General features: G+C 45.1%; 12 protein-coding genes and 1 pseudogene. All 13 read left to right on the top strand.

Going from position 1 to position 20,275, the window contains the following annotated elements:
• Nucleotides 1–263 precede the first annotated feature (263 nt).
• The 13 genes and pseudogenes from cobU to dnm_RS09065 all read left to right on the top strand — a co-directional run bounded on the left by cobU (nt 264) and on the right by dnm_RS09065 (nt 20,197).
• Nucleotides 264–797 carry a bifunctional adenosylcobinamide kinase/adenosylcobinamide-phosphate guanylyltransferase gene (gene cobU, locus dnm_RS09005; protein WP_207682331.1) on the top strand — a complete coding sequence of 178 codons (534 nt, stop codon included), beginning with the start codon at nt 264–266 and terminating at the stop codon, nt 795–797.
• Between the two features lie 221 nt (nt 798–1,018).
• A complete protein-coding gene (locus dnm_RS09010; protein ID WP_207682332.1) occupies nt 1,019–1,408 on the top strand; it encodes a response regulator in 390 nt (129 codons plus the stop codon).
• Nucleotides 1,405–2,052, top strand: a complete 648-nt coding sequence (locus tag dnm_RS09015) for a hypothetical protein (protein ID WP_207682333.1) — start codon at nt 1,405–1,407, stop codon at nt 2,050–2,052. The genes dnm_RS09010 and dnm_RS09015 overlap by 4 nt, the downstream gene beginning before the upstream one ends.
• Before the next feature lie 20 nt (nt 2,053–2,072).
• The gene (locus dnm_RS09020) at nt 2,073–2,954 is read left to right on the top strand and encodes a GGDEF domain-containing protein (RefSeq protein WP_207682334.1); all 882 of its coding nucleotides are present in this window, start codon (nt 2,073–2,075) and stop codon (nt 2,952–2,954) included.
• Between the two features lie 137 nt (nt 2,955–3,091).
• Nucleotides 3,092–3,877 carry an adenosylcobinamide-GDP ribazoletransferase gene (locus dnm_RS09025; RefSeq protein WP_246556266.1) on the top strand — a complete coding sequence of 262 codons (786 nt, stop codon included), beginning with the start codon at nt 3,092–3,094 and terminating at the stop codon, nt 3,875–3,877.
• Nucleotides 3,874–4,959 carry a pyridoxal phosphate-dependent aminotransferase gene (locus dnm_RS09030; RefSeq protein WP_207682335.1) on the top strand — a complete coding sequence of 362 codons (1,086 nt, stop codon included), beginning with the start codon at nt 3,874–3,876 and terminating at the stop codon, nt 4,957–4,959. Before dnm_RS09025 ends, dnm_RS09030 begins: the two co-directional genes overlap by 4 nt.
• A gap of 133 nt (nt 4,960–5,092) precedes the next feature.
• A pseudogene (locus dnm_RS31835) lies at nt 5,093–5,200 on the top strand (hypothetical protein); the annotation flags it as partial.
• A 119-nt stretch (nt 5,201–5,319) separates the two neighbouring features.
• Nucleotides 5,320–7,122 (top strand): KamA family radical SAM protein, encoded by a 1,803-nt coding sequence (locus dnm_RS09040; RefSeq protein ID WP_246556268.1) that lies wholly within the window; start codon nt 5,320–5,322, stop codon nt 7,120–7,122.
• 414 nt (nt 7,123–7,536) lie between these two features.
• Nucleotides 7,537–8,802, top strand: coding sequence for a metallophosphoesterase family protein (locus dnm_RS09045; RefSeq protein WP_207682336.1), 1,266 nt, complete (start codon nt 7,537–7,539; stop codon nt 8,800–8,802).
• Entirely contained in the window at nt 8,799–12,287 is a 3,489-nt protein-coding gene (locus dnm_RS09050; RefSeq protein WP_207682337.1) for a YhaN family protein, read from the top strand. Before dnm_RS09045 ends, dnm_RS09050 begins: the two co-directional genes overlap by 4 nt.
• A gap of 1,216 nt (nt 12,288–13,503) precedes the next feature.
• Nucleotides 13,504–16,068, top strand: coding sequence for a methyl-accepting chemotaxis protein (locus dnm_RS09055; RefSeq protein WP_207682338.1), 2,565 nt, complete (start codon nt 13,504–13,506; stop codon nt 16,066–16,068).
• A gap of 116 nt (nt 16,069–16,184) precedes the next feature.
• Complete coding sequence (locus dnm_RS09060; protein ID WP_207682339.1) at nt 16,185–18,038, top strand: ABC transporter ATP-binding protein; 1,854 nt, start codon at nt 16,185–16,187, stop codon at nt 18,036–18,038.
• A gap of 122 nt (nt 18,039–18,160) precedes the next feature.
• Nucleotides 18,161–20,197: an ABC transporter ATP-binding protein gene (locus dnm_RS09065; protein WP_207682340.1), complete on the top strand. Its 2,037-nt coding sequence runs from the start codon at nt 18,161–18,163 to the stop codon at nt 20,195–20,197.
• Nucleotides 20,198–20,275 lie beyond the last annotated feature (78 nt).

Consider the following 20,275-nt stretch of genomic DNA (forward strand, 5'->3'; position numbering starts at 1 on the left):
CTAACTTCCTGTTTTTATAGGTTCCTATATAATAAAAAAATACATCCTTGAAAATTCGGAGGCTCTATAGTATCTTATGATTTAAAAATTATCATGTCAGAACCTAATTTTATATCTGGGAGTTCATTTTTAGCCTTTTTGACCTTAGGCAATATCGGCAAAAGCTGCTTTGAATTTGAATAAATATCTTTGACACTCAGAACAATAACAGCCCCAAAGAACAGAACTCCCTATTTACAAATTTAATTTTCCGGAGCAACCTTTTGAAAAAAATCACATTTGTTATCGGCGGATGCCGGAGTGGCAAGAGCCGTCATGCCCTTGAACTGGCAGAAAACATTTCCCAGGACAAAAGAATTTTTATTGCAACATGCGTGCCTTATGATGATGAAATGAGGCAAAGGGTTTCAAATCATCAGAAAGAAAGAGGGGCAGACTGGTCCGTGGCCGAAGTTCCCATCCTTTTACCGGAAGCCATCATTGAAACCAGCCAAAAAAATAAAGTGATCCTTGTTGACTGCCTCACGCTGTGGATTACCAATCTTCTTTTGGAACCCGAGGCATCAGAAAAAATTGACCAATACATTGAAAACCTGACACAATCTCTTGAAAAAGCACAATGTCCTGTTATTCTGGTATCAAATGAAGTCGGAGCGGGCATTGTCCCTGAGAACAAACTGGCAAGAGCATTCAGGGATATTACGGGACAGGTCAACCAGACCGTGGCAGCATGTTCTGACAGCGTTATATGGATGGTGGCCGGGATTCCTGTGACAGTCAAACCTTTTCATTTTTAAAGCTTTATCATTTTGTTTGTTCATGGTAAACTTACATGTCAGACGCTGAGTTATGAACTAGGACAGATTAAGCCCAGTGATGCCCGTCTGTAACTTAACATCATAATATCTCAGAATATTATAATATGCTGCTTCGCTCTGTGTTCAGTCAGGGATAGATGTGGAATCAATGTTATATCATGATGAATGAAGCTCATTTTTATTCGATAAGGTAAAGGACTATGATTAAAAAAATATTGATTGTGGATGACTCTCCCATTGCCCGGAAAATGCTGAAAATGTGTATTCCAAAAGACAAAGAATATGAAATTTATGAAGCTGTTGACGGCCTGGAGAGTATAAATAAATACCAGGAGATTCTTCCTGATGTGACATTCATGGATCTCACAATGCCGGAGTTTGACGGCTATCAGGCCATTGCCGAAATCAGAAAAATTTCAGATGATGCCATCATTGTTGTCACCACTGCGGATGTTCAGCGAAAGTCTATCAGCAGGGTTATAGAACTGGGGGCGTTCCTTGTTCTGAAAAAACCTTTGAAACAGAAAAACGTTCAGGAAACATTGATAAAAGTCGAAAACGCCCTGGAAAATCGCTCCGGAGGAAAATGATGAATACTGACTCTTCCCACATATTTTCCGATGAAGAGAAAGATATTTTACAGGAAATAATGAATATCGCGTTTGGAAACGCAACGGCTGACCTCGGGGAAGTCATTGATATATATGTCGAACTCAGTGCCCCCAGCATTCAGATCTTAGGTATCGGGGATATACCGGATTATCTGACAGACAGGATGAAACTTCACCCTGAAACCAGCATTGTTGCGCAAAATTTCTGGGGAGATTTTAAAGGCTACGGAATACTGGTATTGCCGAACAGAACGGGAAGAAGTCTGATAGCGATTCTTGATGACGGGGAGCCAAATGACTTTGAAATGAAACCGATTGCGGGACAGGAAAGAGAAGTGCTGATGGAAGTGGGGAATATCCTGATCGGGGCCTGTGTCGGAAAAGTTTGCGAACTGCTGAACACATTTGTCACCTACACACCTCCCCAGGTCATCCATGAAAACAGTAATGAATACAGCTCGTTTGTTGACTCATTTGACCCGTCTCAGACAGCGATTCTTATGGAAACGGTATTCAGATTCAAGGCAATTGATATCAACGGATTATTATTGGTGATTACCAGTCAGGAAGCTATTGAATGGCTGCGAAAAGCCCTGTATGAGTTTATGGAACCTTACGAATGATTTTTGATCAGATATTCGATATGATTAATATCGGAATTATCATCATTGATAAAGAATTAAAGGTTTACAAATGGAACCGGTGGATGGAAATTCACAGCAAAATCCCCGCGGAAAAAATTACAGGTTTTCCGCTTTTTTCCTTCTTCCCGGACCTGAATAATCCCCGATTTCTACGGAATTTTAAGTCAGTGCTGACCTTTGGAAATTTTGCGTTTTTTTCGCAGAAATTACATCAGTACCTTTTCCCTTTTCAAGCCGCGAATTCGCTGGGATCAAATTTTAAATACATGCGTCAGAGCTGCACCATGGGCCCGTTGCGTGATGATAACAATGTTATCAGATATGCTTATATCATGGTGCAGGATGTCACTGATATTGCAGCGTATGAACAAAAACTTCTTGAAATGAGTATCAGGGACGGTCTTACCGGGGTGTATAACAGGAGGTATTTTGAAACCCGCCTTGAAGAAGAATTTGAAAGGCATAAAAGATATACCAGGCCGTTCAGCATTATTATGCAGGATATAGATCATTTTAAAAAAGTGAATGATACCTACGGTCATCCCTGCGGAGATTATATTTTAAAAGCATTTGCATCCATGATCGTTTCAAGTATCAGGAAAGTTGATATTTTTGCCCGTTACGGCGGGGAAGAATTCTGCTGTCTCCTTCCTGAAACCCGGCTTGATTCTGCCATGAAACTGGCGGAATTTCTCAGGAAAAAAATTGAGAGAAATATATTCATCTTCAATAACACAGAGATCAGAATTACAATCAGCCAGGGCATTGCCGAATTAAAAACAGAAATGGGGGCGGCAGAAGCTCTTTTAAGGGAAGCGGACCATGCCCTTTATGAAGCAAAAGAGAGCGGCCGTAACAAAGTTGTGAAAATGAAAGACTGATAACAGTCCTTTAACACTCGATAATCAAGTTTTTTTCTGTCATTCCGTTCGACTGAACTCACGCCGAAGCCTGCGAAAGCAGGAATGATAGGCTTTTTTTTCGAATCGGGTCAGAAAACCTGGTCATCGGATTAACAGTGATTAACAAATCACGAATCACAAATCACAAATTACGAATCACGAATTACAAATTACAAATGAAAAGACTCATATCAGCAATACAATTTCTGACCATTCTCCCCATAGGAAAGCCAGGGACATTTGATAAAAACATGATCGTATTTTTTCCTGTTATCGGCCTTATTCTGGGTATGATGCTTATGATCTTTGATCTGGCAGTGTCCCGATTATGGACAGCGCCGGTCGCGGCTGTACTTGACGTGATTTTCCTTGTCATTTTAACCGGGGCCCTTCATCTGGACGGCCTGGGAGATACGGCTGACGGTCTCTACGGAAACAGGCCAAAGGAAAAAGCCCTTGTTATCATGAAAGACAGCCGCATCGGTGCCATGGGACTTGTGGCTGTTGTCTGCGGGTTAGCTGTCAAATGGGGCGGCGTGATGAGCCTGGATGCTCACCGGTCTCTGCTGCTTTTTATTATACCGGCATATGCAAGAGGAGGAATGCTGTTCGGTTTCCGATTTCTTGAATACGGAAGACCTGACGGCGGAACCGGACATGCGTTTTTCGGAGAGACTTTAAAATTTTCCGCTTTCCGGGCATTGCTTATCCCTGTGTTTGTTTCGTTTTTCGCAGGAAGAAGAGGATTATGGCTGAATGTTGTTTTTTTCATTACAACCGTTTTAATCCTTTGGTTCTATAAAAAACGAATGGGATGTATCACTGGCGATATGCTCGGAGCAATGTGTGAAATCACTGAATCCATGCTGTTTTTAATGGTTTCAATCGGAGGCAGATTATGATAAACGGACACGGTGGCAATATTTATGAAACAGCCCAAAGACTGGGCTGTGAACCTTCTGATATTATTGACATGAGCAGCAATGTCAATCCCCTGGGACCTCCGCCCGGGCTGACGGACTTTCTTAAAGAAAAGATGAACGTAATAACAGCCCTGCCCCAGGCCGGTGCGGAAAAAGCAATATCCGCGTTTGCCAGGCGGTACAATGTCAGCCCGAATCTTGTTCTTTCGGGGAACGGAACGACCCAGCTTATCCATACTGTCCCCCAGGCCCTTGGAACCAGAAAGGCATGCATCCTCGCTCCCACATATTCGGATTACGGGGATGCCTGCGCCATGCACCATGTTCCTTGTGAATATCTGATTGCAGAAGCATCTTCGGATTTTAAGCATGATATGGGCCAGATTCAGAAGAAAACTGAGGGGGCTGACACGGTTTTTATCTGCAATCCCAACAACCCGACCGGCGTTCTCATTCCGGCTGATGAACTCAGATGGCTTTGCAGCACATATCCGAATAAGTATTTTATCATAGATGAATCTTATCTGCCCTTTGTCCATGAGGCTGATCATTACACCATGTTAAACTGCGGACTTCCCAATGTTGTTGTTTTAAATTCCATGTCAAAAATTTTCAGGGTTCCCGGATTAAGAATCGGATTTCTGGTCTCATCTGAAAAAATCATTAAAAAATTTATGCGGTATGCGCTTCCGTGGAGTGTCAACAGTCTGGCTCAGGCAGCAGTGATTTACATGATGGAGAAGCAGGCTGAAACAGATATGTTTGTTCAGAAGACAAGAATATTTCTTGAAACCCAAAGAAAACAAATTGGCAAAGCCTTTGAAAACGCCTCGGAAATAAAATTTTTTCCGAGCGTCACCTCTTTCATGCTTGCCAGATTGTCTGAAAATTTTATGGCGGATGAGATTTGCGCCCAATTATCGCAGGAAAGAATACTCATTAGAAATTGCGAAAATTTCAAAGGGCTTTCAAATCGCTTTATTCGAATTTCATTAAAAACACAGGAAATAAACAGCCGGCTTACAGAAAAGCTGGCAACAGCCCTTGTGTCTGTTCCATGAGACATGCGGATTGTCTGAGAATTTTCATAAGGCGTCAGGGAGCGTTTATGCCAACCATTTCTATCTTCTTCTGAATCATCATTAAGATGTTTTCAAAGAACATCCGCCGCCTCACTTTCATGCGGATCATCAGGAACAAACGGAAAATTTTGATTTTAAAGGAAATATGATCAAAGGTGAGCCGTCTGAAGACGTCACTTTTTGCCATTTTTTTGCCCGATGCCGTTCCCTCTCTCCCTGAACCTGCCGAAGGGGAGGGCAATCGGAGGTGGTACAGAAAGCGGACAAATAAAAACAGGGGATTGAGACGGCCCAGATCAAAGGTAATATTAACGATTTTGAACAGCTTTTAAAGGAGGTATGATGGAAAAAGAAAGAATTCGAAAAAGAATTGTCAGCATACTTGACAATGCGCCGGAATTAAAAGAGATTATGCTTTCGTCTGATTCCACAGATGTTAAAAGCAAAAAAATCAAATATTTTCTGTCAGATCTGCTTTTCGCAATATTTGAAGACGATCCTAAGATTCCGTCGCTTGAATGGATACTGACCCGCAATACCATCAAAATGTTCAGAAATATTTTAACGACGAGAAGCGAAAGGCTTGCGGGTTACAATTTTCTTGTGTACATAAATGATCTGTTGCATAAGGATGACCTTAAAGGTATTGAGAAACCCTCTCCTGGTTTTTTCGCCGAATTTGAACATCTTATAAGGGGTCTTGCCGGAAAAACAGGCGTTTATTCTGAAAAACCCCCTGCATTTCTGAAGTACGAAGGCGCCAAGGCATCAAAGCTGCGGTCTTCGGATTTGTCAAAAATGGCCAGAAGATCAGAAAAATTCATGACCCGCTACGCCTGCGGGCTGGATAAGCACGTGATGCGAAAGCGCAGCCTAAACAGAGCAAGGATATTAAAATACTTTGGTGCCACAGAGCTTGATTGGGGAAACTGGAAATGGCAGACTCGCCACATCATAAGAAATGCAGATACCCTGAACAATCTTATCCAGCTGACAGATGAGGAATATCAGGCCGTGAAACTTGCCCGGGAATATAAAATTCCCTTCGGCATCACGCCGTATTATGTCTCCCTGATGGACAAAGAACCGGGCGGCAAAAAGGATTATGCGGTGCGGGCCCAGGTGATTCCTCCCCTTCATTATGTGAAAAAAATGAAAGAAAACAGGGAAAGCGGAAATCGTTCAATGGACTTCATGCTTGAACATGACACTTCTCCCATTGAAGGGATTACCCGGCGGTATCCCAACATCGTCATCCTCAAACCCATTCTGACATGCCCTCAGATATGTGTCTATTGCCAGAGAAACTGGGAGATTGAGGATGTTTATTCAAAACATGCCGCCATATCAAAGGAAAAACTTGACGCGGCCATACAATGGATCGCAAACACGCCGGAGATCAGTGAGGTACTCGTCACCGGAGGCGACCCGCTGCTGCTTTCCAATGAAAGAATCGAAAATCTGCTTTCCAGGCTTTCACGCATCAGCCATGTGGAAAGAATCAGAATCGGCACACGAACACCGGTCACGCTTCCGCAGCGAATGACAGATTCACTGGTGCGGGGAATCAATCGCTTTCATCATCCCGGGAAAAGGGAAATTATCATCATTACGCATTATGAACACCCCTATGAAATCACGCCCCAGTCCATGGAAGCGGTGCAGAAATTTCGGAAATACGGCATTGAGGTCTATAATCAGCTGGTTTATACTTTTTACAATTCCAGGAAATTCGAAGCCTGTCTTCTTCGCCACAAGCTGCGGCTGATCGGTGTCACACCTTATTACACCTTTAACACCAAGGGCAAAGAAGAGACCGACAACTACCGCGTCCCCATCGCCAGATTAATCCAGGAACAGCATGAGGAAGCCCGTCTCATGCCCGGAACCGTGCGCACAGATGAGATTGTTTTCAATGTGCCGCGTCTTGGGAAAAACTACCTTCGCGCGTCGCAGCACCATGATGTTATCTCCATACTCCCTGACGGACGAAGGGTTTACGAGTTTCATCCCTGGGAGAAAAAATTCGTTCTCATGGATACTTATGTTTACACGGATGTCTCAATTTACGATTATCTCCAAAAATTAAAAGCTGCCGGAGAGAAAATTTCAGACTATAAAACTATCTGGTATTATTATTAAAAAATTGATAATTGATAATTGATAATTGATAATTGATAATCACCAGATCGAAAAGTTTCCGGACTGTGCGCGGTGCGGCAAAGAAACCCGGCTTTTTCCAGGACGGGGCGATCTCCCCATATGCATCAGGCTAAGACTGCCGGACGGGGTTTGCAACCCCGTCCGAAACGTTTGTTTTCGGGGGTCGGAAAATATTTCGGACGGGGTTGCAAACCCCGTCCGGCAGATCACGGGTTAATAAAAACAATGAGTTACGATCTTAGCCTGATGCATATGGGCGATCTCCCCGGCCGGAAAAAGCCGGGTTTCTCCCCTGTCCGCCGTGTCTGCCCTGTGATAGTCCGAAAACTTTTCGATCTACTGAGAATTGAGAATTGAGAATTCTCAATTCTCAATTAAAAAAAGGGAGCTGGTATGTTTAAATTTCTTCATGCTGCGGATATTCATTTGGACAGTCCTTTGCTGAAGCTTGAGCGCTATGAGGGGGCGCCGGTGGAAGCATTGCGCCAGGCCACACGGAGAGCGTTTGAAAATCTCGTGGGACTCGCCATTGCCGAGGAAGTTGACTTTGTCCTGATTTCCGGTGATCTCTATGATGGCGATTGGAAGGACTACAACACGGGGCTTTATTTTGTCTCGCAAATGTCAAAACTGCGGGAAGCGGATATTCCGGTTTATATTATCACCGGGAATCACGATGCTGCCAGCAGGATGACGAAAACGCTCCGACTTCCTGAGAATATTTATATGTTTCCCACGGATAAGCCGGATACGGTGCATCTTGAATCACTTGACGTGGCGATCCATGGCCAGGGCTTTCCCACCCGGGCCGTGAAAAAGGACTTGTCCGCCGCTTATCCGCCAACCCGTTCAGGCTGCTTCAATATCGGGATGCTGCACACTTGTGTGACCGGGCGGGAAGGACACGAACCGTATGCCCCTTCCACCATCGAGGGGCTGCGCGCCAAAGGCTATGATTATTGGGCATTGGGTCATGTTCATCAGCGGGAGGTGCTTTGGGAGGATCCCTTTATTGTATTTCCGGGAAATATCCAGGGAAGGCATATCCGGGAAACCGGCCCCCGGGGATGTATGATCGTCAATGTTGCCGGCGGAGAGCGTGCCAATGTTCTTTTTCATCCCCTTGATGTGATTCGCTGGACAAAGGTGGACATTGACGCGTCGCAGGTTGCCGATGCCTATGACGCTGTGAACAGTGTTTATGAGAGACTTTCGGATGTTCTGGAACAAAATGACGGGTTGCCCCTGGTTGCCCGGATCGAGGTATCGGGGCGGTCTGATGCGCATGGGGCACTTGCTGCGGCTCCGGAACGATGGACAAATGAGATTCGTTCCGCGGCTGTTGATCTGGGCGGAGATCATATCTGGGTTGAAAAAGTCCGGCTCCGCACCCAGTTTCCATTGGAAAACGAACCGGATGACATATCCGGGGGACCGATTGGAGAAATTCTTCGTTTTTTGGATGAAACCCGGGCCGACCCGGAGCAATTGCAATTGCTCGGCCAACCCTTGAACCGTCTGTGGAAAAAGCTGCCAAGAGAACTGAAAGAAGCTTCTGACGCAGTTTCTCCGGAAGATACGGAGTGGCTGAGTGAAATGCTTGATCAGGTTCGGCCCATGCTGCTCCGCCGCCTCATGTCAAAAGGAGATGACCAATGAAAATTCTTGAACTCGGTTTCCTTGCGTTTGGCCCGTTTACTGAAAAGCAGCTTGATTTCAGCAGCGGTCATGAAGGGCTTCATATTGTCTATGGTTCCAATGAGGCCGGAAAAACCTCTGCCCTGCGCGGACTTGGGCAAATGCTGTACGGTATTCCTCATATATGTTCGGATAATTTTATCCATCCGCATTCCAAAATACGCATCCGAGGTCTGGTCCGCCGAGATGACGGAACCCTGCTGGAGTTTATCCGTCGGAAAGGCAGGCTCAATACATTACGGGCAGCAGATGATGCCACGGTAATCGAGGAATCTCATTTGCGGAGTTTTTTAAGCGGTGTGGACGAGGGCTTCTTCAAAACCATGTTCGGCATTGATCATGCGAGTCTGGTTCAGGGCGGAGAGGAAATTATCCGGGGCGGCGGTGATATTGGTCAGATACTCTTTGCCGGGGGATCAGGAATATCTGATTTACGAAAAATTCAGAATGAACTCCGGGCCGAAGCTGAAAATTTATTCAAACCTTCGGCACAGAAACCTAAAATTAACAAAGCCATTTCAGATTTCAAGGAAAATCGGAAAGCCATTCGGGAAGCGGAATTATCGGTCCAGGAATGGGATCAGCATGACAAGGCATTGCGTCATGCCCTTGAAGAAAAAAAATCCGTTGACGCGGAACTCGAAAAAAAACTGAGCGACGCGCGTCGTCTGGAAAGGATCAGAGATGCCCTGCCGGTCATGGCCCGGCGAAAAGAGCTGCTGAACGACCTTGAAGTGTGCGCGGATGCGGTCATGCTGGATGACGATTTCAGCAAAAAGCGGCGCAAGGCATTCACCACGCTTGAGATTGTAAAAAATGAAGAAAAACAGGCGATTCACAACCTGGAAGACATTCGTCAGCTAATCGGAAATCTGGAGGTTCCGGATACGCTCATTGAAAAAGCGGATTTTATCGAAGATATGTATCAGAATCTCGGAAGCATCCGAAAGGCTGCAAAAGACCGCTTACGCCTTGTGGGAGAAAAAATCACCCGGGAATCGGACGCAAAAGATATCCTCCGCGGACTCCGGGGGGATATGACACTGGATCACGCGGATCAGATCCGTCTGGAAAAAGCAGAAAGTTTCAGAATACAGGAATTAGGCAGTGTTTATGAGAGGCTTAAAACCCGGGAGGAAAACACCCGGGAGGAAATTGCCAGGCTTTCCCTGATAAAGGAGCAAATAAAAGCCAAACTCTCCAAAATGGCCGCGCCTTTTGATACGGACGAACTCCGGAGTGTGATGGAAAAGGCCCGGCAGCACGGAGATTTGGAAGCCCATTATCAGAATCAGCGTCTTGAAATCCGAAAAGCCGAGGCGGACGCAAATGCCGGGTTGAAAAAGCTGAGGCTTTGGACAGGGACCCTTGAATCCCTTGAAAATCTGCCAGTTCCTTCGCCTGAAACCATTGAGAGATATGAACAGGGTCTGAGGGAGGCGGAAGATGCGGTCAAAAAGCAGCAGGCAGATATGGATGAACTTGAACATGCGCTCTTGGAAAACAAAGGTCGAATTGAGCAACTCCGTCTTGAACAGGAGGTTCCCACCGAGGCGGATTTGTATCAGGCCAGAGAAAAACGCGAACAAAGCTGGCAATTCATCCGTAAGGCAGATTTTCCGCTCCCAAATGATGTGGCGGAAACCTATGAATCAGAGGTTCAGCAGGCTGACACCATCGCAGACCGGCTCCGGCGTGAGGCAGACAAAGTTGTAAAAAAGGCCGGGCTTCTTGCGGAACGGGAAACCCTGAAAAATAAATTCATGCGCTCAAAAAAACAGGCAGAAAAAGCCGGGGAGGCGTTCAATGGATTAAAGAAAGAATGGCTGGACATATGGGAACCGCTTGGTATTTCTCCGAAATCACCGAGAGAAATGCGGGCATGGGTGCAAAAGCAGATGAATCTTGCCACTCAGGTGTCAGCCATTCGGGAACAACATATCAAAGCGGAGAATCTGAAAACGCAAATTGACACTTTTCGCAGGGAATTAATCAACTGCCTTGAAAAGCTTGATGAATTCACAGCAGGTGAGGAAGAGACACTGACCCATCTTCTTGAAAAAAGCAGACAGATCGCTGAACGCATGGATAAACTGCGGGCCTCGAGAGATAAATTTTCCAGCGAATTGGAACAGCGGGATGTTGAGCTGAGAGAACGCCAGACACGGGCTGAAAATATAAATGAGGAATTATCCCGTTGGCGATCTCAATGGGCCGGTGCTGTTGAAACGCTGGGACTGGATGCGGACGCCACCCCGGGCCAGGCAAATGCTGTGACAGATGATCTCAAGACCCTTTTTGTGAAACTCAAAGAGGCAAATCATTATCGTCTGCGGATTGAGGGGATTGACAGAGATGCCGCGGAGTTTGATGAAAAAGTGATGCAGTTTGCCGAACATGACGCGCCGGATTTATTAAAGCTTCCCACGGACCAAATTGTTACGGAACTGAATGCCCGGCTCACCCGCGCCAGGGCGGCAAAAACCCAGTGGCAAAATCTGGAAAAGCAGCGTCAGAAAGAGGAAAAACAGCTTCGGACAGCTAAAAATAAAATCGCCAAAATTCATGGCGAACTCACTGCGATGTGTGAGGAAGCCGGATGTGAGAGTTATGAGTCACTTCCTGCTGCTGAAGAACATTCCGCCCGCCGGAAGGAGATTCAGGTCAGACTTGAAGAAATGGAGAATGAACTTCGCAAACTGAGCGCGGGTGCGACCCTTGATCAGTTCATACAGGACGCACGGTCTGTTGATCCTGACAGTATTGATCCTCATACAGATCAGCTCCGGGAGGAGGCAGATATACTGGGCCAGAAAAAGTCCGAGATTGATCAGACCATCGGAAAAGAACAAAATGAGATCAGCAGAATGAACGGCAGCGCCCGGGCAGCGGAGCTGGCAGAGGAATCTCAGAGTATTCTGGCGGCTCTTGAAACTGATGTTGAGCAGTACGTCCGGTTCCGGCTTGCTTCAACTGTTCTGAATCAGGCCATTGAGCGATATCGTGAGAAGAGTCAGGGCCCGATTCTGACCCGTTCAAATGAGCTGTTCACTCATATGACCCTTGGCTCATTTGAGGGGCTTCGTCTTGATTTTAATGAAAAAGGAGACGCGGCCCTTGTGGGGGTCCGGCCCGGGGGCAGGGAGATTGTCAGTGTTGATGGCATGAGTGACGGAACCGCGGATCAGCTCTATCTTGCGGTTCGTATTGCCAGTCTTGAGGCGTATCTGGAAAAAAACGAGGCCATGCCGTTCATTGTTGATGACATCCTGATCAAATTTGATGATGAGCGGGCCATTGCCACCCTGGAGGTGCTTGCCCGATTGTCTGAGAAAACGCAGATTATCTTTTTTACCCATCATCGGCATTTGCTTGAACTGGCTGAGAAATGTGCGGATGACGGGGTTTTGTTTACACATAGCCTTTCAAATGGCGGTTCTCTGTAACTCGGGGCAATTTTTTGCCGGATGCTTTGCAGAATGCTGCCGGACGGCGTTTGCAACCTCGTCCGAACTGATTTATAAGTACCCGATCAAAAGTTTTTTATATATCTTTTTCTGATTATAACGGATTTTGGGGAGGCTCCGGCCGTGAATATGACAGCGGATAAAAAGGATGAAACGGATATGACTTTTCAGATCGGCTTCCCGCGGCGCCGGATTACGGGCTGCCTGCCGGGATAAGGGATAGGGCTTTCCGGATCGGAAACACCCTTCGGGGAACCGCTGTCATACCGGCCGGTACTATCCGTTTCATCCCCTGAATCCGTTGTCATATTGCCGGCCTCCCCTAAATCCGTTATAATCAGATCTTTTTTTCTGTGAACCGCGGAGAAACCCGGGTTTTTCCTTCACGGGAGGCGGATCATTCCGGGAAAAAACCCGGGTTTCTTTCTCTGGCAACTATCGAAAACTTATGGCTATGTACTTAATTTTGCCGGACAGGGTTTGTAACCCCGTCCGGCAAAATATCCTGTCAATCTGTAAGTTTGGCATTCCGAATAATCTTTTTGCTAAAAGCGGTATTATGAGTTTATATTGTCAGTTTAAGAGATATCTCATCCCTTTCCTTTTATCAGATCGAATTTCCTCCGTAACCTTTTTGAAAAGATTATCATCCGGCCGGGCAGGAGTATTGATTTTTGCTTAAAAACGTCCATTTTTTGAAAAATACCCGTGTCGCATTACCATATTTTTATAAATCTGAATGTCTTATAATTCTTGAATTTAAAGGTGTTAAACTTAAAATTTGAAAATGCCATATAAAATATATTGAAAGCAATCTGAAACTTCGTTAAAAGAAAAATTCAACACATATTCAGTAAATCGAAAAGTTTCCGGATTGTGTGCAGGACAGCAAAGAAACCCGGCTTTTTTTTCAGGACGGGATGCTCTCCCCCGGAAAAAGCCGGGTTTCTCCCATATGCATCAGGCTAAGATCGTAACTCATTGTTTTTATTAACCCGTGATCTGCCGGACGGGGTTTGCAACCCCGTCCGAAATATTTTCCGACCCCCGAAAACAAACGTTTCGGACGGGGTTGCAAACCCCGTCCGGCAGTCTTAGCCTGATGCATATGGGGTTTCTCCCCGTCCGCCCTGTGACAGCCTGAAAACTTTTCGATCTACTGATATTATCTGTATTCATAATTAAGGAGAATATTATGTTTAAAAACATGAAACTGGGATTCAAACTCACCATAGGATTCGGATTTGTGCTTGTTTTCACCGGAATTGTCGCGCTTGTGGGCATGCGTGGTTTTGACGATATCCGGGACAGAGTGAGCAAAGCCAAAGCTGTGGATGATATTGTCAAAGAACTTTTTGAAGCCATGGATAATGAGAAGGATTTTATCATAACAGGAGAGTTTTTTTATTCTGAAAATGTTCGTATGCAAATAAATAATATTTATGAACAGCTTAAAACAACAAACAAACTATTTCATCAAAAGATTAACAAAGATCAGATGGATCAGGTTGCATCGGAAGTTAAACTATATGAAAAAACATTTATTGAATATGTGAATCTGGCAAAAGAAAAAGACATTGCTATGAAGCACATGCAAGATAAAGCAAAGGAAGCGTTGGGCAAGTCCGAGGCCATTTGCCTGAATCTGCAAACCGAATTGGACAAGCTCGTAACAGATCACGCTGAAGTGATAAAAGACAAAAATCTCAAGCTTGATGATACCAACAAACTTGTTAATTACAGGCTGGAAGCAAAAGCTTACCGAAAGCTCATCACACACGGTGAAAAACAGTATTTAAAAGAATGGAACGCTGTGAACCAAAGAATTTCATTACTCACAGATGATATGAAGTCACGGTTCAAACAAGAGAAAAATATCCGTCAGGCCGACAGGTTGCTTGAAAATCACAGGAAATATCAGGAAGCAGTACTGAGATATCTCGATACCGAAAGTGATGCTGACAAAAAAAGGGTGAGTCAAACTGCCGAGTCTGCCACAAAAGAGATGAACGCAATCCTGACGAATCAGAAAGCCCAGCTTGCAGAGGCCCAGGCTGATTTTGAAGCGAAACTGAATAAAAAGTTTATAAAGGTGAATGATGCAAATCGGGTTGTACAATTCTTTCTTGTTTCCAGAAGGGATGAAAAAGAGTTCATTATTTCAAATGATATGACATACGCAGAAGCGGTAAAAGCTAATTTTGCCAAAACCCTTGATCTGGCACAAAACATTACATCTGAATTTAAATCTGATTTGAATATTAAGCAGGGTAACGCTCTGATCAGCGCACTTAAAGCGTATAAGGAGACTTTTGACAGTTTTGTTTCGCTCACTCGCAAACAATGGGAAGCCAATAAGAAAATGGCTGAAAACGCAGCTAAGACTCAGAAGGTCTGTAGGGAGGCATATCAGGATCAGGAAAGCAAAATGTCCAATGAGATTGCATTCTCCAAACAGCTAATTCTGGGCGGTCTGATTGCAGCCCTGCTTCTCGGTATCATAGCTTCTTTCCTCATCACTCGGAACATCACCGGGGCAATTGACTTGCTGCTTTTACATCTGAAAGAAGTCGCCAAAGGAGATTTGTCGAGAGACATCCCCGCAACTCTCCTTATCCTCAGGGAAGAAATGGGACAGATGGCAATCGCACTTCAGGATCTTGTGAACGCTCAGAGAAAGAAAGCACGCCTGGCTGAAGCTATTGCTGACGGAGATATTACCTTGGATGTGGAAGTTACCTTTCACAATGATTTGCTGGGCAAGGCTCTTGAAAAAATGACTTTCAGCCTGAGAAATCTTCTCTCCCAGGTGAATGAGGCTGCAACTCGTGTGGATTCAGGCGCAACCCAGGTGTCAGATTCCAGTCAGTCGCTTTCTCAGGGGACAGTTCAGCAGGCATCATCACTTGAAGAGGCCACCAGTTCCATGGTTGAAATCGAGTCCCAGACCCGGATGAACGCTGAAAACGCTTCTCAGGCGAACCAGCTTGCCGAGAAGTCATTGAAAGAAGCAAACCATGGCACAAAGGAAATGGCGAATATGGTGGCGGCAATGAATGAGATCAACGACTCCAGCCGAGCCATTGCCAAAATCATCAAAGTCAGCGATGAAATTGCCTTCCAAACTAACCTGCTGGCCCTGAACGCCGCAGTTGAAGCTGCACGGGCCGGACGTCATGGTAAAGGATTCGCCGTGGTTGCAGGGGAGGTTCGTAACCTCGCCAGCAGCAGTGCCAGAGCCGCGGGTGAGACATCCGAACTTATTGAAATTGCATTAAAAAAAGTTGAAAAAGGGAATGAGATCGCTGAAAAAACGGCCGATGCTCTGAACAAAATTGCCGTATCCGCCAGAAAAGTAGCTGTTCTGGTAAATGAAATTGCCGCGTTTTCCGAGGAACAGAGCCAGGGAATCGCCCAGGTGAATCAGGGCCTCGGACAAATCGAACAGATCACGCACCAAAATGCTGCAAATGCTGAAGAAACGGCTTCTGCTGCCCAGGAACTTGACCGACAGGCTTCAGATCTCCGGGAGATTCTCGGACAGTTTAAATTAAGCAAGGACCTTACAGGCCAGCAGATGTCTGCTCGGACATCCGATGCTCATCCGCTCTCCAAAATCTTAGCCAACGGACAGAATCCTGAAATAACGCGTCCCGAAAAATTGGAAAACATTCAGTCTTCGGAACTGAAACACAACGAAGACATAATTGATCCGAAGCACATCATTCCTTTTGACGAACATGAATTTGATGAGTTCTAGGGAAATAGCTGTGATTAGTGATTAGTGATTTGTTTTTTGTCTTTAGTTAGCTGTCACTTGACAAATTGCGGCGAATCACAAATCACAAATTACAAACCACAAATCACAAACCACAAATGAAATCTTTTAATTTATTAAAGCCTTATCTTGCGCAAAACCGTTTTTATCTTCTCACGGGTTTTGTCTGTCTGATCGCAGTTGATCTGTTCCAACTTTTTTTCCCCCGTGTTATCAAATGGGCTGTTGATGATCTTACTGCGTATAAGGCAGACTTGGCGGGTCTTTCCCTGTATGCCTTGTATCTGGTAGGTCTTGCCATTATGATTGGCCTGTTCCGATACGGATGGCTTCGTTGTTTTCTCGGAACAGCGAGGCAGGTGGAAGAGGAATTGCGTAACAGACTTTTTACGCATATTCAGACGCTTTCTGCTTCTTATTTTGATAAGACAAAGACCGGTGATCTCATGGCTCATGCCACCAATGATATGCAAAATATACGCATGTCCGTGGGGATTGGTATGGTGACAATTATAGACACTGCTTTTCTGGGAACTGCCGGTATTGGTTTCATGGCCTATATTAATGTCAGGCTGACCATGTTCGCGCTCATTCCCATGCCGTTTGTCATGCTGTGTTCGTGGTTTTTCAGAAAAAAAATGCACCGAATGTACGGAGAAGTTCAGGGCACATTTTCGGAACTGACCGAGGCCGTAAGAGAACGTTTTGCAGGCATCCGCATCATAAAGGCATATAACAGAGAAAAGGATTCGCTCGCCACAGTGGAGGAAATATCCGGGGAGTATGTGAACAAGAATCTGAAGCTCGCGAGAATCACCGGGTCTTTTTCTCCGCTGGTGACTTTTCTTTCAAACCTGAGCCTTGGCATTATCCTCTGGGTCGGAGGTCACCAAACCATTATGACAACCATAACACCGGGAGATTTTGTCGCATTCGGAAGTTATCTCGGATTGCTCACCTGGCCCATGATGGCAATCGGAACCATAACCAACATTGTTCAGCGAGGCAAGGCATCTCTCGACAGAATTAACGCCATTCTGGAAACCCGCCCCCAAGTTAATGACACCCCGGATGCAAAACCCATTCGGAGATTCAAAAATAATATTGTTTTTGAAAACGTCTCGTTTGGTTATGAAATTCGAGACTCGAGACTTGAAATTCGAGACTTGAAACTTGAAACTCGAGACTCGGAACTTGAGACTCGGAACTCGAAACTCGAGAGTAAAACTCAAGTTTCAAGTTTCAAGTTTCAAGTTTCAAGTTTCAAACTCCAATTGGAGCAGGGACAGACGCTGGGAATTATAGGGCCTCCGGGGGCTGGCAAAACAACGCTTTTAAATCTGTTGCCTCGGTTTTATGATGTGTCTCAGGGACGCATTCTGACAGATGGGACGGATATTCGCAAATTGAAACTCCGAGATGTAAGATCGCTGATTTCATTTATGCCCCAGGAGCCGTTTTTGTTTGCTTCCACTATTCGTGAGAATATCATTTTTGGTAATCCCGAGGCAAAAGAAGCGGATCTGATCAGAGCGGTGAAAGCGGCTGCCCTGCATGATACCATAAAATCTTTTCCAAATGGTTTTGAAACAGTTGTGGGAGAGAAAGGCGTGATTCTTTCCGGAGGACAGAAGCAGCGTATCGCGCTTGCCCGTGCTTTCATACGGCCATCTCCCATCCTGATTCTGGATGATCCCATCAGTCAGGTGGATATGGAAACCGCGAGCGATATTCTCAGTGTCATCCGTTCCATGACCGGTTTTCGGACAATTATCATTGTATCCCATCGGATTTCAGCGGTTCGGTTTGCGGATCATATCATCACATTAAAAAATGGCTGTATTGCGGAATCCGGAACACATGAACAACTGATGCAGGAGGAAAGCTACTACGCGAGAACATTTCACCTGCAACAAATAGAAGAGGAACTCGGTCTGTCTGTTCACGAATAAGAAAGAGGAGTGCGAAAATAAAATTTTCGCAATTTTTCGGCAGTAAAAGGGGTAATGCGAAAATTTCATTTTCGCACTCCTCGTTCTGAATGGCCGGGTATTTATCATACAAGAGGATTTAAATGCGTCACGATTTTGGATATTTTGAGGAAGAGAAGTTAGGTAAGGCATATGATATCAGGTTGTTAAAACGGATATATCCGTTTCTCAGACCTTATGCGCTTTTTCTTATCTGTTCTGTGGCACTGATTATCATCATCGGCCTGATTGATCTTTCCGTTCCCTACATTAGCAAAGTTGCAATAGATCGCTATATTGTGCCGAAACTGGAAACTGGAAACTGGAAACTGGAAACTGGAAACGCAACAATAAGATATTTAAGTATTAATAGTACCGATTCTGAAACCAAAGCTATTATCCGTAAATATTCAAACCTCTTCAGAACAGAGGAGAATTACGCACTGATTGCCTCTGACGACTTGTCAAAACTTGAGAAAGAGGACTTGGCGGTATTACGCAGACAAGATATTTCCGGAGTCACTCTTGCCGCTGCCATTTTTATTGTTGCCATATCTGTCAGTTTTGTTCTCAATTTTTTTCAGGTTATCATCGTGGAATATACAGGCCAGAAGGCCATGTATGATCTGCGGATGCGTCTTTTTTCGCATATCCAGAGCTTGGCAATTTCATTTTTTACCCGTAATTCCGTGGGACGGCTTGTGACGCGGGTCACCAATGATGTCCAAAATATGCAGGAAGTGTTTTCTTCCATGATTGTGCTGATTTTCAAGGACATCCTTCTGATTGTCGGCGTGATGATCATCCTCATCAGTATCAGTTGGAAACTGGCGATTGTTTCCTTTGCGGTGATCCCTTTTATCTTGTTCGCGTCCCTTTATTTCGCAGGACAGGCCAGAGAGGTGTTCCGGGTGCTGAAGGTAAAGGTTGCTGAGATAAACACACGTTTTTCAGAGACTATCGGCGGAATAAAGATTATTCAGCTCTTCAGGCAGGAAGAGAAAAATTACCGTGATTTTGAAGAACTGAACCATGGACACTATCTTGCAGGGCTGGATCAGGTTAAGATTTTTGCACGTTTTCTGAGATTCATGGGGTTCTTAGATGTGTTTGTCATTGCAGTGGTGGTTTTTTACGGAGGAACCAGCGTCCTGAGAGAGACTATCAGCCTGGGGGATCTGGTTGCTTTTCTTGCTTATATAAAGATGTTTTTCGGCCCTATTAAGGACATTGGCCAAAAATACAATGTCATGCAAAATGCCATGGCGTCGGCAGAAAGGATTTTTCTGATTCTGGACAGTGAGGAAAAACTGCCCGAGCTTGTGCCTTGTGTTCCTCATTCCCATGATCAGCCTCATCATGAAAAGGCTTCAGTTTTTAATCCTCTGCCTTCAAAAATAAGCAAGATTGAAATGGACGCTGTCTCATTTGCTTATCTGCCTGATGAAACCGTGCTGAATGAGATTTCGTTTAAAATACACGCGGGTGAGACCATCGCTGTTGTGGGTCCCACAGGCTCGGGCAAGACCACGCTGATTAATCTGATCATTCGGTTTTATGATCCCACATCCGGCCAGGTGCTTATCAATGGGAGAGATATAAGAGAATCAGAGATTTCCGCTTTAAGAGCAAACATGGCTCTGGTGACTCAGGATCCTTTTCTGTTTTCAGGGAGTATCAGAGATAACATCTTTCAAGGGAATTCTTTTCACTCCCGGGCCGGAGACTGGAAACAAGAAGAGACAGAGCGTATTTTAACCGCGTCAAATTGCAAATCTTTTATTGACAAATTACCAAAAGGGCTTGATACTGAACTTTCTGAAGGCGGTGCCTCAATTTCGAGCGGCGAACGCCAGCTCATTTCCATTGCAAGGGCCTTTGCCCGCAACCCTGATGTGATTATCCTTGACGAAGCAACCTCCTACATTGATTCGGAAACAGAAGCGAAAATCCAGGAAGCGCTTTTGAATCTCATGCAGAACAGAACATCCCTGATAGTTGCTCACCGCCTGTCAACCACCCGGAATGCAGATAAAATTATTGTGCTGAACAAGGGAGAGATCATTGAATCCGGAACCCACGAGGAACTGATGAAAAACAAGGGGTTTTATTTCAAACTGAATCTGTTGCAGCAGCAATAAATCAGGGGAGTATTCGGAAACCGCCGAAGTTTCAAAATCTGTAAAAAAGTCCCGAATCCATCTGTCATCAGGAGACTT

It is taken from the genome of Desulfonema magnum (assembly GCF_017377395.1).
Classification (GTDB): Bacteria; Desulfobacterota; Desulfobacteria; order Desulfobacterales; family 4be13; genus Desulfonema_C; species Desulfonema_C magnum.

Excerpts from the sequence above, each read along its gene's own strand:
- dnm_RS09010 (WP_207682332.1), top strand. The coding sequence starts at position 1,019 with ATGATTAAAAAAATATTGATTGTGGATGACTCTCCCATTGCCCGGAAA.
- dnm_RS09015 (WP_207682333.1), top strand. The coding sequence starts at position 1,405 with ATGATGAATACTGACTCTTCCCACATATTTTCCGATGAAGAGAAAGAT.
- dnm_RS09020 (WP_207682334.1), top strand. The coding sequence starts at position 2,073 with ATGATTAATATCGGAATTATCATCATTGATAAAGAATTAAAGGTTTAC.
- dnm_RS09030 (WP_207682335.1), top strand. The coding sequence starts at position 3,874 with ATGATAAACGGACACGGTGGCAATATTTATGAAACAGCCCAAAGACTG.
- dnm_RS09040 (WP_246556268.1), top strand. The coding sequence starts at position 5,320 with ATGATGGAAAAAGAAAGAATTCGAAAAAGAATTGTCAGCATACTTGAC.
- dnm_RS09045 (WP_207682336.1), top strand. The coding sequence starts at position 7,537 with ATGTTTAAATTTCTTCATGCTGCGGATATTCATTTGGACAGTCCTTTG.
- dnm_RS09050 (WP_207682337.1), top strand. The coding sequence starts at position 8,799 with ATGAAAATTCTTGAACTCGGTTTCCTTGCGTTTGGCCCGTTTACTGAA.
- dnm_RS09055 (WP_207682338.1), top strand. The coding sequence starts at position 13,504 with ATGTTTAAAAACATGAAACTGGGATTCAAACTCACCATAGGATTCGGA.
- dnm_RS09060 (WP_207682339.1), top strand. The coding sequence starts at position 16,185 with ATGAAATCTTTTAATTTATTAAAGCCTTATCTTGCGCAAAACCGTTTT.
- dnm_RS09065 (WP_207682340.1), top strand. The coding sequence starts at position 18,161 with ATGCGTCACGATTTTGGATATTTTGAGGAAGAGAAGTTAGGTAAGGCA.